We start from the raw sequence: 15385 nt of genomic DNA on the forward strand, positions 1-15385 counted from the left end.
TGCACACACAGGACGCTCGTCGTGTTCGCCGCCTCGAGGCCCCGACCGCCCCGAGCCGACGGGCACCTACCCCACTCGCTCGGGATAGCCGTTTCTACGGCGAACAAACAAACCGCTGCAAAGACGTGAGCCGGGCCGCAGCAGCGACCCGGCTCACGTGGTGGAGACAGTGCGTCAGAACCTGGGGTGATCGCCCAGCAGCACGGCGCGCGGGGCGTCGGCGTCGGCGGCCTTCTTGACCTGGCCCAGGGTCCAGCAGTCGATGTGGCGAGCGGTGAGCACCGCCAGCGCGCGGTCGGCGTCCTCGGGCGCGACGATGGCGACCATGCCGACGCCCATGTTGAACGTCTTCTCCATCTCGACGCGCTCGACGCGACCGCGCTGGGCGATCAGCTTGAACACCGGCGCCGGGTTCCAGGTGCCGCGGTCCAGCTCGGCGACCAGGCCTGCGGGCAGCACGCGCGCCAGGTTGGCGGCCAGGCCACCACCGGTGACGTGCGAGAAGGTGCGCACATCGGTCTCGGCGATCAGCGCGAGGCAGTCCTTGGCATAGATGCGGGTCGGCTCGAGCAGCTCCTCACCGAGGGTGCGGCCGAACTCCTCGACGTAGCCGGTCAGCGACATCCGGTCGATATCGAGCAGGACCTTGCGGGCCAGGCTGTAGCCGTTGGAGTGCAGGCCCGAGGAGCCCATCGCGATGACGACGTCGCCGGGGCGAACGCGGTCGGGGCCGAGCACCGAGTCGGCCTCCACGACGCCGACGCCGGTGGCGGACAGGTCGTAGTCGTCCGGGTCCATCAGGCCCGGGTGCTCCGCGGTCTCGCCGCCGAGCAGCGCGCAACCGGCCTTGATGCAGCCCTCGGCGATGCCGGAGACCAGCTCGGCGACCTTCTCCGGGACGACCTTGCCGATGGCGATGTAGTCCTGCAGGAACAGCGGCTCGGCGCCACAGACCACCAGGTCGTCGACGACCATGGCGACCAGGTCGAGGCCGACGGTGTCGTGCTTGTCCAGCGCCTGGGCGACAGCGATCTTCGTGCCGACACCGTCGGTGGACGCGGCCAGCAGCGGCTCGCGGTATCCGCCCTTGAGGGCGAACAGGCCGGCGAAGCCACCTAGCCCACCCTGCACCTCGGGTCGGCTGGCCTTCTTCGCCAATGGTCCGAACAATTCGACGGCGCGGTCACCCGCTTCGATGTCCACGCCTGCCGCGGCGTAGGAAGCGCCGGCACCGCTGGGGGTCTGTTCAGTCATTGTGGGGGAAAGCTCCAAACCGAATCGGCGGACAGATGCCTAGTAACTCTAAGTGATCCGCCGGTTCAGCCCGCTGGCGGCTCCTAACTCATTGTTCCAGCTCCGTGGCGAAAGTGGCGGCGATCTCAGCCCGGCGCCCGCGCTGTCGCACGGGGTCGGGGACGGGGACCGCGGCGACCAGGCGGCGGGTGTACTCGTGGCGCGGGTGGCGCAGGATCTGTTCGTTGTCGCCTTCCTCGACGCAGGATCCCTCGCGCAGCACCATGATCCGATCGGCGAGCTGGTCGACGACGGCGAGGTCGTGGCTGATGAACAGGCAGGCCCAGCCGCACTCGCGTTGCAGCTGCGCGAACAGCTCGAGCACCGCCGCCTGCACCGAGACGTCGAGCGCGCTGGTCGGCTCGTCGGCCACCAGCAGGTCGGGATCGAGCACCAGCGCCCTGGCCAGACTGGCCCGCTGCCGCTGCCCGCCGGACAACTCGTGCGGGTACCGCTGCTCGGTGCCCGCGGGGAGCTGGACGTCGTCGAGCAGCTTCCTGACCCTGGCCAGGACGGCGTCCCGGTCGCCGGTGCGGTGCACCACCATCGGCTCGGCCACGCACTCGCCGATGGTCAGGCGCGGATTGAGCGAGCCCGCCGGGTCCTGGAAGACGAACCCGAAGCGCCGCCGGATGGGCCGCAGCTTGCGCTGGGACAGCTCCGCGATGTCCTGCCCACGGATCAGCACCCGCCCCGAGGTGGGCCGCTGGAGTGCCGCGACGCACCGGCCGATGGTCGACTTGCCCGACCCCGACTCCCCCACCAGCCCGAGCGTCTCCCCCGGCCGGATCCGCAGGCTGACCCCGTCGACGGCCCGGAACGCGGGCCGCCCGAACGGCCCGGGGAACTGGACCACCAGATCGCGCACCGCGAGCACCGGCTCGGCGTCGGGGTCGATGGCGGGTCGCGCGCTGGTCGCCGCCCCCAGATGCGGGACGGCGGCCAGCAGCGCCCTGGTGTACTCCGCCTGCGGGCTCGCGAACAGCTCGTGCACCGGCGCCTGCTCGACGACCTCGCCCGCCCGCATCACCACCACCCGGTCGGCCAGGTCGGCCACCACGCCCATGTTGTGGGTGATCAGCACGATCGCGCTGCCCAGCCGGTCGCGCAGGTCGCGCAGCAGTTCCAGGATCTCGGCCTGCACGGTGACGTCGAGCGCGGTGGTCGGCTCGTCGGCGATGATCACCTTGGGCTCGCACGCGATGGCGATGGCGATCATCACCCGCTGCTTCTGCCCGCCGGAGAGCTGGTGCGGGTAGTAGTCGACCCGGTGCTCCGGATCGGGCAGCCCGACCGTGCGCAACAGTTCGATCGCCTTGGCCCTGGCGTCCTTGCGGCCCATCCCGCTGTGCGCGCGCAGGGCTTCGCAGATCTGGAAGCCCGCGGTGAACAGCGGGTCGAGCGCGCGGGCCGGCTCCTGGAAGACCATCGAGACCGCGCCGCCGCGCAACGCGGTCAGCTGTTTCTCGGTCATCGAGGTCACCGCGCGGTCGCCCAGGGTGACCAGCCCGCGCACCTGCGCGGTGTGCGGCAGCAGCCCGATCGCGGTGCGCGAGCTCACCGACTTGCCCGACCCTGACTCGCCGACGATGGCGAGCACCTCGCCGGGGAACACCTCGTAGGACACCTCCCGCACGGCCGCGACCGGCCCGCTGTCGGTGGCGAAGGTCACCGACAGCCCCGACACCGACAGCGCGGGGGTGCGGATCGCCGTCTCAGTCATCGGTCTTCTCCTTCTCGTCCACCGTGGTGACCGCCCGCCGGGTGCGCAGCAGCGGGTTCAGCGTCTCGTCGATGCTCTCCCCGACCAGCGTCATCCCGAGGACGACGAGCACGATCGCGGTGCCGGGGAAGATCGAGGTCCACCAGATCCCGTTGGACACGTCGTTGAGCGCCTTGTTCAGGTCGTAGCCCCATTCGGCGGCCTGGGTCGGCTCGATGCCGAAGCCGAGGAAACCGAGCGCGGCCAGCGTCAGGATGGCGTCGGCGGCGTTGATGGTGATGATCACCGGCAGCGAGCCGGTGACGTTGGACAGGATGTGCCGGAACATGATCCGCGCCGTCGAGGCGCCGGTGACCCGCGCCGCGTCCACGTACGGCTCGGTCTTCACCGCCACCGTCGCGTTGCGCACGACCCGGAAGTACTGCGGCACATAGACAACCGTGATCGCGATGGCCGCCGACAGCATGCCGCCGAGACTGCTCGACGTACCGCCCGCCACGACGATCGACACAACGATGGCCAGCAGCAGCGACGGGAACGCGTAGATGGCGTCCATGACCAGCACCAGCACCCGGTCGACCCAGCGCCCGACGAACCCGGACAGCAGCCCGAGCGGCACCCCGACCAGCAGCGAGAGCACCACCGCGATCACGATCACCAGCAGCGCGGTGCGCGCGCCGAACAGCACCCGGCTGAACACGTCCTCGCTGCGCACCGAGGTACCGAACCAGTGCTCGGCCGACGGCCCCTGCTGCGGCACGAAAGCGACACCGTCGGCGCTGTTCTGGGCCAGCCCGTAGGGCGCGAGCAGTGGCGCGAACACCGCGACGAACACGAAACCCGCGACCAGCACCAGCCCCGTGACGAGCGTGATCCGTTGCAGCCCAGCGGTCATCGACAGCAGCCCGGCACCCGGTATCCGGCGCCGCTTCACCGTTGCGGTGCTCATCAGAACCTCACCCTCGGGTCGATCAGCGCGACGATGGCGTCGACGACGAAGCTCATCACCGCGACCACCAGCGCGATGAACGCGACGATGCCCTGCACCGCGATGAAGTCACGCGCCCGCAGATACTCGGCGAGCTGATAGCCGAGGCCCTTCCATTCGAAGGTGGTCTCGGTGAGCACCGCGCCGCCGAGCATCATCGCGATGCACATGCCCATCACCGTGATGATCGGGATCAGCGCGTTGCGCACCGCGTGTCTGCCGGTGACCACACGCTTCGACAGGCCGCGCGCCTTGGCCGCCTCCACGTAGTCGCTGCGCAGCGTCTGGATCAGGTTCACCCGCACCAGCCGCAGGAAGATGCCGCCGGTGAGCAGGCCAAGGGCCACGGCGGGCAGGACCGCGTGCTCGAGCACGTCGAGCACATAGGACGGTTCGCCGTACAGGATCGAGTCGATGATCAGGATGTTCGTCTTCGGCGAGACGTGCTGTAGCGCGAGTTCCACATCGGTACTCGCCCGCCCGCCGACCGGGAACCAGCCGAGCCACACCGAGAAGATCAGCTTGAGCAGCATGCCGACGAAGAACACCGGCGCCGCGTACGCGAGCACCGCCGAGAACCGCAGCACCGCGTCCGAGGTCGAATCCCGGTGTGTCGCGGCGTATCTGCCCAGCGGCACGCCCACGGCGAAGGCCACCAGCAGACCCCAGAACACCAGCTCGAACGTGGCGGCGCCGTAGGTGATCACCACCTCGCCGATGGCCTGGTTGTCCTGCGTCCGCCCGAAGTCACCGTGCAGGAAACCGGTGAGGTACTCCCAATACTGGGTCAGGATCGGACGATTGAGGCCGGCCGCCTCCTTGCGCTGCTCGATCTGGTCCTGGGTCAGCCGGCCACCCATCGCCGCGCTGATCGGGTCGCCGATCACCCGCATCAGGAAGAACACCACCGTCACCAGCAACCACGCGGTCGGCAGAATCAGCAGCAGCCGGATCAGCAGGTACCGCAGCAGCGCCACCTGGCGGGAACCCCCGCCGCGCGTCCACCCGAAACGCCGCGCCCGGATCAGCAATCCGGGCGCGGCGGGTACGTCACTCACTTGCTCAGTACCGTGAACCGGAACTTGAAGGAGCCGTCGAGGGTCTGATCGACACCAGAGACCCCGGGCTTGGACACCGCGACCTGCTTACCCGACAGCAGCGGGAGCGTGGGCAGGAAGTTCTGCGCCAGGTCGGTCTGGATCTTCCGCAGCAGCTCGACCCGCTTGGCCGGATCGGATTCGGTGGTCTCGGCGGTCAGCTGGGCGTTGATGCCGGGGTTCTCGAAGTGCGACTGCAGGAAGTTGTTCGGGCCGAAGAACGGCGAGAGGTAGTTGTCGGCGTCCGGGAAGTCCGGGAACCAGCCGAACTGGTACATCGGGTAGCCGTCGGAGGCCCGTTCCTTCTGGTAGGTCACCCATTCCGTGGACTGCAGGTTCACCTTGAACAGGCCCGACGCCTCGAGCTGCGACTTCACCGCGGCGTACTCCTCGGACGAGCTGGAGCCGTAGTGGTCCGGGTTGTACTGCAGGTTCAGCGTCACCGGGGTGGCCACGCCCGCGTCGGCCAGGAACTTCGCCGCCGCCGTCTTGTCCGGCTTGGCGCCGTAGAGCTGCTTCAGCGGCTCGGCCGCACCCGTCATGCCCTGCGGCACATAGCCGTACGCGGGCTGATAGGTGTTCTTGTACACCGCCGACGCCAGCGCCTCGCGGTCCACCGAGGACGCGAACGCCTTGCGCACGGCCAGCTTCTGCTCGGGGGTGTTGCCCGGCATCGTGTTCATGTTGAACACGATGTAGCGCAGCTCGCCGCCGGGCCCGTCGGTGACCTTCACCTTGGAATCGGCACGCAGGGAATCGATGTCGGTGGGCGTGAACGAGCGGTAGCCGACGTCGATGGCGCCGTTCTGCAGGTCCAGCTTGAGGTTGTCGGAGGTGGCGTAGTACTTGGTCGAGACCGTGGAGTTCTTCGGCGTGCCGAGGATGCCCTGGTAGTCCGGGTTGGCCCGGTACTCGACCAGCTTGTTCTTGTCGTAGCTGGTGATCGTGTACGGCCCGGAATAGCCCTTGCCCGCGACGACCTCGTCGTCGGTGGCGACCTTGTCGGCCGGGAACACCTTCTCGTCGACGATCGGGCCCGCCTGGGTCGGCAGGATCGTCGGGAAGGTCTGGTCGTTGGCGACCTTGAGCGTGAACGCGACGGTGAGATCGTCGACCACATCGGTCTTGTCGAGATTACCGAGCAGCGAAGCGGGACCGTGCGGATCGTTGATCTTCAGCATCCGGTCGAAGGAGAACTTGACGCTCTTGGCGGTCAACGGATTTCCGCTGGCGAATTTCAGCCCGGATTTGATCTTGCAGGTGTACACGGTAGGCGTGCTGAACTCGCACTTCTCCGCCGCGTCGGGTTTGGGTGTGGTGTCGCCGGGCGCGAAATTCAGCAGATACGAATAGATCTGGTTCTCCACCAGCAGCGAGCCGTTGTCGTAGGCGGCCGCCGGGTCGAGCGAGAAGATCTTGTCCGTCGTGCCGACGACCAGCCCCGCCCCGGACCCCGCCTCATCGGTGCGCCCCGAACCGCAACCCGCCAGCGCGGCCGCGACCACCGCCGCGACACCCACTGCGGCAACTTGTTTCGCGCGATTCTTGCGAGCGCTCAATGCACTGTTCAACATCAGGTCCCATTCTCGAACGCCACGTCGCCGCCGCGCCCGGATCACGGGAGCGGCGACCACACGGTGAGCCAGCGATATATCGGGGGACCGTACAGGCGAACCATTACCGCCCAGTTTCAAATCGGGCGAAAAATTGCGGGGATGTTATGAACTAATCTTACGTAATTATCGGTTACCGGAAATATTCACGTACACAGCGCAAAAGGGGCCGATCAGGTTTATCCTGACCGGCCCCTCCTGGAAAGCGTTGCGGCGCTACGGCCTGCTCAGCGCGTCGACATTCACGTTCTCGCCCAGCAGCTTCGACTCCGGCTGACCCGAGAGCATGCCCTCGAGGACGTTCTTGCCGATGGCCGCTTCCTGCGGCAGCGGGATCGGGTAGTCGCCGGTGAAGCAGGCGGTGCACAGCCGGGTCGCCGGCTGCTCCGTGGCGGCGATCATGCCCTCGGTGGAGATGTAGCCGAGGCTGTCGGCACCGATCGAGCGGCGCACGTTCTCCACCATGTCGGCGTAGCTGTCGTCGGCGCCCGTGCCGTTGGCGATCAGCTCCGCACGCGAGGCGAAGTCGATGCCGTAGAAGCAGGGCCACTTCACCGGCGGCGAGGCGATGCGGACGTGGATCTCCAGTGCCCCCGCCTCCCGCAGCATGCGGATCAGCGCGCGCTGGGTGTTGCCGCGCACGATCGAGTCGTCGACGACGATGAGCCGCTTGCCGCGGATCACCTCGCGCAGCGGGTTCAGCTTGAGCCGGATACCCAGCTGACGGATGGTCTGGCTCGGCTGGATGAAGGTGCGGCCCACGTAGGCGTTCTTCATCAGGCCCTGGCCGTAGGGGATGCCGGAACCCTGGGCGTAGCCGACCGCGGCGGGCGTACCCGACTCGGGCACCGGGATCACCAGATCGGCCTCGATCGGGTGCTCCTTGGCCAGCTTGCGGCCGATCTCCACGCGGGTGGAGTGCACCGAGCGCCCGGCGATGGTGGTGTCGGGGCGGGCCAGGTACACGTACTCGAAGACGCAGCCCTTGGGCTCGGGGTTGGCGAAGCGCATGGAGCGCACGCCGTCGGAGTCGATGGCCAGCAGCTCGCCCGGCTCGATCTCGCGGACGAACGCGGCGCCGACGATGTCGAGCGCGGCGGTCTCGGAGGCGACCACCCAGCCGCGGTCGAGCCTGCCCAGCACCAGCGGGCGCACGCCGTGCGGGTCACGCGCGGCGTAGAGGGTGTGCTCGTCCATGAAGGTCAGGCAGAACGCGCCGCGCAGCTGCGGCAGCAGCTCCATCGCGGCCTGCTCGATGGACGAGTCGGCCGCGGCGTGCGCCAGCAGCGCGGTGACGATGTCGGAATCGGAGGTCGCGCCGGTCATCTGCGGGCGGCCGTCGATGACGCCCGCCCCGATCAGGCCGAGTTCGCGAGCGCGCCCGGCCAGTTCGGCGGTGTTGACCAGGTTGCCGTTGTGCCCCAGCGCCAGGCCGGAGCCGACGGCGGTGGTGCGGAAGATCGGCTGCGCGTTCTCCCAGGTGACGCCACCGGTGGTGGAGTAGCGACAGTGACCGACGGCGATATGCCCCGGCATCGCGCCGAGGGTCTGCTCGTCGAAGACCTGGGAGACCAGGCCGAGATCCTTGAAGACCAGGATCTGGGAGCCGTCGGAGACGGCGATACCGGCCGCCTCCTGCCCGCGATGCTGCAGGGCGTACAGGCCGTAGTAGGTGAGCTTGGCGACGTCCTCATCGGGAGCCCAGACGCCGAAGACGCCGCACTCCTCCCGGGGCTCGTTCTCGGGCTCTAGGGGGTCATTCACCGTTTGCTCCCTGTTCGGGCGGGCTGGGGGCACCCGTCATTCTACGGGTGATTCGCACCGCGACGTACACCGCGGCGCAAACCTCGCGCAATCGACCGCGGGCGATCACACGGATTCCGGGAGGCACAGCTGCTACCGTGCCGATCGTGACCACCGATGGCAGTGCGCACGAACCCGCTGATTCCCCTACGGTCAACGCCGATTCGGAACCGGGGGATTCCGGGACAGCACCCCGGACCGATGCGACGTCGGCCACAGTCCGGATCTCTCCCCGGCAGTGGGTCAGGATCATCGTGGCGCCGACCACTGTTCTCGCGGTCGTGCTGTCCCTGCTCGGCATCATGTACCTGGCCTACATCGCCGATCCGGAGGGCAACCTGCACGATTTCCCGGTCGTCCTGGTCAACCAGGATGTCGGTGACACCATCGACGTCGGCGGGCGGACCGAGCAGGTCAACTTCGGCAAGCAGGTGGCCGACGGCCTGGTCGCCGGTGTTCCCGCCGACCAGGTCGACCTGCGCGTGGTCGGGATCAGCGAGTCCGAACGGCTGATGCGCACCGCCCAGATCTACGGCGCCATCATCATCCCCAGCGACTTCAGCAAACGGCTGGGAATTCTCGGGGTCGGCAGCGTGGTCGGCGGCGAGATCGAGCGCCCGATCATCACCGTGCAGACCAACCCAGGGATGGGCCCGTACTCCGCCGGCATCGTCACCCGCATCGGCGCGCAGGCGATGGCCGAGGTGAACGAACAGGTCGGGCAGCAGCTGACCACGCGGGTCCGCGACACCATCGCCGCGACGCCCGCCGGCGCACCGGCACCCGAGATCTCCGGCGCCGCGCAGCTGACCCTGGCCCAGCCGATCCAGGTGGTCGAGCAGGACTGGCGACCGCTGCGCGCGGGCTCGGGACTCGGCCTGACCGCCTTCTTCTACGCGTTGCTGATCCTGATGGCCGGCGTGGTCGGCGCGATGGTCATCCACACGATGGTCGATGCCCAGCTGGGTTTCCAGCCCACCGAGTACGGCCCCTGGTACGTGCACTATCCGCCGACGCCGATCTCCCGGTTCCACACCCTGCTGATCAAGTGGGGCGTGATGGTCGTCGTCGCCGTCGTGGTCTCGCTGCTCTACCTGGCGGTGGCGAAGGTCCTCGGCGTGGCCGGTGACCAGCCGACGCAGCTGCTGCTGTTCTCGATGCTCGCGCTGATCGCGGTCGGGATGACCTGTATGGCCTCGCTCGCCGCCTTCGGCACCGCGGGCCTGCTGATCAACCTGGCGGTGTTCGTGATCCTCGGCCTGCCCTCGTCGAGCGGCACCGTCCCGATCCAGGCGGTCCCGACCTACATCGCCTGGCTGGCCGAGTTCGAGCCGATGCATCAGGTGTACCTGGGCATGCGCTCGATCCTGTACTTCGAATCCGACTACACCGCGGGACTGGGCCGGGGAATCTGGATGTCGCTGCTCGGGCTGTTCCTGGCGCTGGTCGGCGGTGTGGCGATCACCAAGTACTACGACTTCAAGGGACTGCACCGGGAGAACATGGTCGGCAAGAAAGAGACCGCCTGACACCGTCCTCGTCACCCGCTACGGCCCCGTCTCCTCCGGGGCCAGCGGGACGATCGGCAGCCATCCGGCGATCTCGCCCGCGCGCAGCCCCGAGACCGACAGCGCGCCGGAACGCACCGCGTCGTCGAACTCCAGCAGGCCCGTGGCCAGCAGCAACCAGGTTCGCGGGTCGGTCTCCACCACGTTCGGCGGGGTTCCCCTGGTGTGCCGTGGACCCTCGATGCACTGCACGGCGACGAACGGTGGCACCCGGACCTCCACCGAGTGCCCCGGCGCGTCCGCCGCCAGTGCCCTGGCCGTGCCCCGCACCGCCGCGGCCACCTGGGACCGCTCCGGCGCCGCCGCAGCCGCCGACCGCAGCCAGTCCGCCACCGCGAGCACCGCCGCCCGCACCTGCGCGGGCTCCACCGTCTTCCGTCCAGCCATCCCGGGAACGCTACCGAAGGGGTGCGACGGGTCAGCCGTGTCCGGCGCGGAGGGCATCGATGCGCAGGTCGAGGTACTCGACCATCATCGCGCGGGCGTCGACGCCGCCGAGCAGGGCGAGGCGCTTGGTGTGGGCGAGCAGGAGCAGGCCGGACAGGTGGGCCAGGACGTCGGCGGTGATGACGCGGGCGCGCTCCTCGGTGGCGCCGAGTTCCACCGCCGCCGAGACGATCGGGCCGAGGCCGCTCAGCATGGCCGCGTTGAGACCGGCGTCCAGTTCGGCGCCGAGGCCGTGCGGGCGGATGCCGCCGCGGAAGAGATAGAAGCCCAGGTCCAGGTCGCGGGGGTTACCGTCGTAGAAGTCGAAGAAGGCCAGGCCCGCGGCGCGGAACCGGGCGGCGGGGTCGTCGAGGACGGTCACCGCCGCCACCTCGGCCGAGAGCCGGGCCAGCGATTCGCCGAGCAGGGCGGCGTAGATGTGTTCCTTGCTCGGGAAGTAGGCGTAGAGCGCGCCGGGGGTGTAGCCGGCGGCGGTGGCGATGGCCCGGATATTGGCCGCGTCGACGCCGTCTTCCTCGAAGATCGTCCTGGCCGCGCGCAGGATGATCGCGCGCTTGGCCTCGGCGATCTCGTCGCGACGCCCCGCCCGGCTCGATGCGGCCACTGGTCCCCACTTCCCTTCGATCGGGGCCTCACGCTACATTCTGAACAACGTTCAGCACAGTGAACCACGTTCAGGAGGTGTCATGCCGAGCTCCACCGAGCCGACCGAACCGACGACCCTGCGGTTGCGCAGCTCCGACGAGCTGACCCTGGTGGCCGACAGCTTCGGCACCCCGGGCGGTCCGCTGGTCGTGATGCTGCACGGCGGCGGCCAGAACCGGCACTCGTGGAAGCGCACCGGCCGCGCCCTGGCCGCGGCGGGCATGCATGTCGTCGCGGTGGACGCCCGCGGCCACGGCGACAGCGACTGGTCGCCCACCCGCGACTACACCCGCGACGCCATGGTCGGCGACCTGCTCACCGTGCTCGACCAGCTCGGCGCCACCCCCGGCAACGGCGCGGTCGTCGTCGGCGCCAGCATGGGCGGCATCACCGGCCTGCTCGCCACCGCCACGCCCGGCGGCGCCGCCATCCGCGCGCTGGTGCTGGTCGACATCGTGCCGCGCTCGGAATCCGCCGGCGTGGAACGCGTCATGGACTTCCTCGGCAGGCACCGCGACGGCTTCGACACCCTCGACCAGGTCGCCGACGCGGTCGCCGCCTACCTCCCGCACCGCCCGCGCCCCGACAACGCCGACGGCCTGCTGCGCAACCTGCGCCAACGCGAGGGCCGCTGGTACTGGCACTGGGATCCGGACCTGCTCACCGGCCTCGAGGACAACCCACAGGCCCGCATCGACGACATGGAAGCCGCCGCCGAGGCCCTCACCATCCCGGTCCTGCTGGTCCGCGGCGGCAAGTCCGACGTGGTCAGCGACGAGGGCGCCGCCGCCTTCCTCGCCCTGGCCCCGCACGCCCGCCTGGCCGAGATCACCGCCGCCGCCCACACCGCCGCCGGCGACGACAACGACGCCTTCACCGACGCCGTAGCAGGCTTCGTCGCCACAGCCTGACCAGCGAAACAGGAGTGTCTAGTCGATTAGACTAGATTACTTCTATCCGACTAGACTAATCTGGTGATTGCACCGGAACCCACGCGCACGACCTTGAAGCGCCTCGTCGCGGCCGGATTCATCAGCCGACCGGGCAAAGGCAGCCACACGATGTGGATTTGCCGACATGGCGTCGTCACGGTGACCGTGGCATCCGGGCACAACTCGCAGTCACCAGGGATGGTCCGCACCGTCAACAAGGCGATCACCCAGTGCCAGGCGCAATGCACGGAGGAATCATGACCATCTACCAGATCGACGTGTCCCGGGACGACCGCTGGTGGATGATCCGAATCCCTCAACTGGACGGCGTCAACGGCAACATCGAAGGCCTCACCCAGGCGCGGCGCTACGCCGATATCGCCAAGGAAGCGACCGACTACATCTGCACGGTCGCCGATGTCGCCCCGTCGACGATCGAACTCGCCATCACCGCCCGGGTCGGCAGCACCGACGTGACCGCCGCCGCGGAGGAAGTCTCGCAAGCACGTGCCGAGGCCGCTCGCCAGGAAGCACACGCCATGCGGGTAGCGACCGCGACGGCCCGGCGTTTGGCCGCCGACGGGGTTCCGGTCCGGGACATCGGCGCCGTGCTCGGCGTGACCTTCCAGCGAGCATCCCAACTGGCGAATTCCTGAGCGGAAAACGACGGGCGGTCACGCCCCGCGACCCGACCTGAGTTCGATCCGCTGGGCCGCGAGTGGGAGCACTGCTCCCCCCGCGTTGATCGCCAGGTGCAGCAGGGCGGGGGCGGTCGCGCTGTCGGTGTGCCTGCGCAGTGCGCTGAAAACCAGACCGGCGAGGGTGGTGAGCGCGACGGTTCCTGGCACCGATTCGCCGGTGGCCTGGGCGGGCCGGATGTGGCACAGCCCGAAATCCAGCGCCCCCGCCAGGGCCGCGACTCGTGGTTCGATGGTCTCGTCGAGTAGTGGGTCGAGGGTGCCGCGGAACATCGCCTCCTCGGCTAGCACGGTGCCGACGGGGATGTGCAGGGCGATCCATTCGAGCGTGGAGGTCTCGGGCACGCGCTCGGCCACCTCGAGCGGCAGCTTTCGCAGCGCCGGAACCGCCAGCGCCACACCGTAACCGGCGAACACCAGCGCGGCACCACCCAGGCCCCAGCGAAATCCCTTGGCCGACGACCAGTTCGGCCTCCCCCCGAACACCATCGCGTAGCTCGCCGCGAAGCCGAGGTTCGCCACGGTGCGGCCACGCAGCCGAAGGCGCGACGCGGGCAGCAGCCAATTGCTCCACAGTGGTGGCAGACTCAGCGCGACACCCACCCGCACCCGCTCGCGCAGACCGAGTGCGCGTACTCCGCTGTGCCTCACGACCGCCCCTCGCACCCGCGATCCGGACACGCCACGGCCCACCGCCCACTGCGGGACGCGCGGTACGTGAGCGTCGTCGCGACCCGGCTCACTTCACGGCCCGCTCGTACTCGTCCGCCGATTCCAGTGCGGCCCGGATACTTTCGACGACCTCCGGGCTCACCCCCGGCGGCGCCCCGACCGCCAGCCACCCGTCCAGCACCAGACTCCCGTACCGGTGCCCGTGCCCGTCCGAAACCCCTTGGGCATTGGTGAGGTCCGCGGTGACCTGCCAGAAGGTCACGAACGGCGCCCACCGCATCTGGGTGGACACATCCGGTCCGCGCGGCTCGCTGAGCCAGTCCGGCTGGGTGAGGATCAGGTCGGCCGACCACCACACGATCGGGTCGGACGGGTGCTGGAGATAGGCGATGCGGGGTTCGCGCCAGGTCGCGGCGGGACCGAGATCGACCGCGTCATCGGCGAATCGGACGACGAGCCCGTCCGCGTACATCGGCGCCACCGCGGGCGAGCCGGGGTCGCGCCGGTCGACGAACTGCCGCCACAGCCGATTCGAATTCGGCGGCCCCACCCACAGCGCCCCGTCGACCTTCTCGCGCAGATCGCCGAGCCCGCCGAACGCCTCCTCCGAGCCCTGCGACCCCAGGCTCTCCCCGTAGACGAACAGCTTCGGCCGATGCTCCGGCGGCTGCGCCAGCCACCGCTGATATACCGCGTCGAACAGCTCCCGGCCCGCCGCGGCCGCCTTCTCCCGGTCCGACAGGAACGACAGCACGCTGGGCAGATACGAGTACTGCGTGGCGACGATGGCCGTATCACCCCCGTACAGGTACTCCACCGCGCCCGCCGCCGTCGCGTTGACCCAGCCGGTCCCGGTGGTGGTGACCACCACCATGGCCTCGCGCTCGAACGCGCCGGTCCGCTCGAGTTCGGCGACGGCCAGCTGCGCGGCGGTCTGCTCGCCGGTCACCGATTCCAGCCCGACGTAGACCCGAATCGGTTCGCGCGCGGTCTTTCCCGTCACCTCGGTGATGTCGTCGGCGCTCGGCCCGTTGGCGACGAACCAGCGGCCCTCGAACCCGAGGGTCTGCCACGGCGCGAGTGATTCCGGGCTGCCCGAGCGCTCCGGTTTCGCCGGCTGCAGCGCGTAGTCGGAGGTGTGGTCGTTGCGCACGCTGAACGCGGAGTTGGCGACCGCGAAGAACGCCCGCGAGGCGACACCGTTGAACACCGTCACCGCGAAGACGACCAGCACCAGCGCGCCCGCGGCGGGCGCGAGCTCGCGCGGCACCCGCACCCAGCGGTTGAGCTGGCGCGCCAGCACCAGCACCAGGATCCGCAGCGTCCGGTAGACGGCGACGACGGCGACTCCGACGGCCACACTGAGCAGCCCGGTCCGCAGGTAGGCGGGCGTCGTCGTGCCCGTCATCCCCATCAGCGAGGTGATCTCGCGCTGCCAGCGCGCCGACTGCACCAGCATCACCGCCGCGACCAGCGCGCAGACGACAAGCACGGTCGCCTTGATCGCGTAGCGCAGCCGATCCGACGGGCTCGGGATCGGGATCCGCGCGCGCACCCAGCGCCGGAAGAGCCATTCGAGCACACAGCCGAGCCCGTACCCGATCGCCGCGTTGATCCCGCTGATCAGACCCTGGAACAGCCAGTCGCGCGGGACCAACGACGGCGTCACCGACAGCGCGAAGAACAGCGTCGCCAGGACCAGGCCGGGGTAGTTGAGGTCGACGACGTCCTCGACCCGGCGCAGCAGCCGGGCGCCGCGCGCACGCAGCGTCACGAGGGTCGAGCCTGTCGCGGACACCAGACCAGTATGGCTGGCCGGTTTCGCCCAGCGGGGCGTTGTGGATGGCGGGTCGGTCACTCCCGGCCGGGTCCGGCAACTACCCATCGCACTCGAGTAGTTTCACGC

The 15385-nt window shown here is 69.3% G+C and carries 14 protein-coding genes; 4 read left to right on the forward strand and 10 right to left on the reverse strand.

What is annotated here, in order from left to right:
- Positions 1-174 precede the first annotated feature (174 nt).
- The 6 genes from purM to purF form a co-directional block, all read right to left on the reverse strand.
- The gene (purM, locus tag ACFVW6_RS06910) at positions 175-1254 is read right to left on the reverse strand and encodes a phosphoribosylformylglycinamidine cyclo-ligase (RefSeq protein WP_355270972.1); all 1080 of its coding nucleotides are present in this window, start codon (positions 1252-1254) and stop codon (positions 175-177) included.
- Positions 1255-1342: 88 nt separating this feature from the next.
- On the reverse strand, positions 1343-3016 hold the full coding sequence (locus tag ACFVW6_RS06915; RefSeq protein ID WP_378825358.1) for an ABC transporter ATP-binding protein: 1674 nt from the start codon (positions 3014-3016) through the stop codon (positions 1343-1345).
- The gene (locus ACFVW6_RS06920; protein ID WP_378825355.1) at positions 3009-3965 is read right to left on the reverse strand and encodes an ABC transporter permease; all 957 of its coding nucleotides are present in this window, start codon (positions 3963-3965) and stop codon (positions 3009-3011) included. Before ACFVW6_RS06920 ends, ACFVW6_RS06915 begins: the two co-directional genes overlap by 8 nt.
- On the reverse strand, positions 3965-4975 hold the full coding sequence (locus ACFVW6_RS06925) for an ABC transporter permease (RefSeq protein ID WP_378825722.1): 1011 nt from the start codon (positions 4973-4975) through the stop codon (positions 3965-3967). The genes ACFVW6_RS06920 and ACFVW6_RS06925 overlap by 1 nt, the downstream gene beginning before the upstream one ends.
- Before the next feature lie 83 nt (positions 4976-5058).
- Positions 5059-6675 carry an ABC transporter substrate-binding protein gene (locus ACFVW6_RS06930; protein WP_365010247.1) on the reverse strand — a complete coding sequence of 539 codons (1617 nt, stop codon included), beginning with the start codon at positions 6673-6675 and terminating at the stop codon, positions 5059-5061.
- Between the two features lie 255 nt (positions 6676-6930).
- On the reverse strand, positions 6931-8478 hold the full coding sequence (gene purF, locus ACFVW6_RS06935) for an amidophosphoribosyltransferase (protein ID WP_355270965.1): 1548 nt from the start codon (positions 8476-8478) through the stop codon (positions 6931-6933).
- A gap of 293 nt (positions 8479-8771) precedes the next feature.
- Here purF and ACFVW6_RS06940 point away from each other — a divergent pair, with 293 nt between their 5' ends.
- A complete protein-coding gene (locus ACFVW6_RS06940; RefSeq protein ID WP_378825351.1) occupies positions 8772-10046 on the forward strand; it encodes a YhgE/Pip domain-containing protein in 1275 nt (424 codons plus the stop codon).
- Between the two features lie 18 nt (positions 10047-10064).
- On the opposite strand, the gene ACFVW6_RS06945 is transcribed toward ACFVW6_RS06940, so the two are convergent.
- Both ACFVW6_RS06945 and ACFVW6_RS06950 read right to left on the reverse strand, forming a co-directional pair.
- Positions 10065-10472 carry a sterol carrier family protein gene (locus tag ACFVW6_RS06945; protein WP_378825349.1) on the reverse strand — a complete coding sequence of 136 codons (408 nt, stop codon included), beginning with the start codon at positions 10470-10472 and terminating at the stop codon, positions 10065-10067.
- A 31-nt stretch (positions 10473-10503) separates the two neighbouring features.
- Positions 10504-11136 carry a TetR/AcrR family transcriptional regulator gene (locus tag ACFVW6_RS06950; RefSeq protein WP_378825347.1) on the reverse strand — a complete coding sequence of 211 codons (633 nt, stop codon included), beginning with the start codon at positions 11134-11136 and terminating at the stop codon, positions 10504-10506.
- Between the two features lie 82 nt (positions 11137-11218).
- Here ACFVW6_RS06950 and ACFVW6_RS06955 point away from each other — a divergent pair, with 82 nt between their 5' ends.
- The 3 genes from ACFVW6_RS06955 (at position 11219) to ACFVW6_RS06965 (ending at position 12765) form a co-directional block, all read left to right on the forward strand.
- Positions 11219-12088: an alpha/beta fold hydrolase gene (locus tag ACFVW6_RS06955; RefSeq protein WP_378825344.1), complete on the forward strand. Its 870-nt coding sequence runs from the start codon at positions 11219-11221 to the stop codon at positions 12086-12088.
- Positions 12089-12151: 63 nt separating this feature from the next.
- Positions 12152-12370 carry a type II toxin-antitoxin system HicA family toxin gene (locus ACFVW6_RS06960; RefSeq protein WP_378825341.1) on the forward strand — a complete coding sequence of 73 codons (219 nt, stop codon included), beginning with the start codon at positions 12152-12154 and terminating at the stop codon, positions 12368-12370.
- Positions 12367-12765, forward strand: a complete 399-nt coding sequence (locus tag ACFVW6_RS06965) for a HicB family toxin-antitoxin system (protein WP_378825339.1) — start codon at positions 12367-12369, stop codon at positions 12763-12765. The genes ACFVW6_RS06960 and ACFVW6_RS06965 overlap by 4 nt, the downstream gene beginning before the upstream one ends.
- An 18-nt stretch (positions 12766-12783) precedes the next feature.
- Here ACFVW6_RS06965 and ACFVW6_RS06970 read toward each other — a convergent pair whose 3' ends face one another.
- Positions 12784-13458, reverse strand: a complete 675-nt coding sequence (locus ACFVW6_RS06970; protein WP_378825337.1) for a CPBP family intramembrane glutamic endopeptidase — start codon at positions 13456-13458, stop codon at positions 12784-12786.
- Positions 13459-13546: 88 nt separating this feature from the next.
- Positions 13547-15280 carry an alpha/beta hydrolase gene (locus ACFVW6_RS06975; RefSeq protein ID WP_378825720.1) on the reverse strand — a complete coding sequence of 578 codons (1734 nt, stop codon included), beginning with the start codon at positions 15278-15280 and terminating at the stop codon, positions 13547-13549.
- Positions 15281-15385: the final 105 nt, after the last annotated feature.

The organism is Nocardia sp. NPDC058244, assembly GCF_042882065.1.
Taxonomy (GTDB): Bacteria; Actinomycetota; Actinomycetes; order Mycobacteriales; family Mycobacteriaceae; genus Nocardia.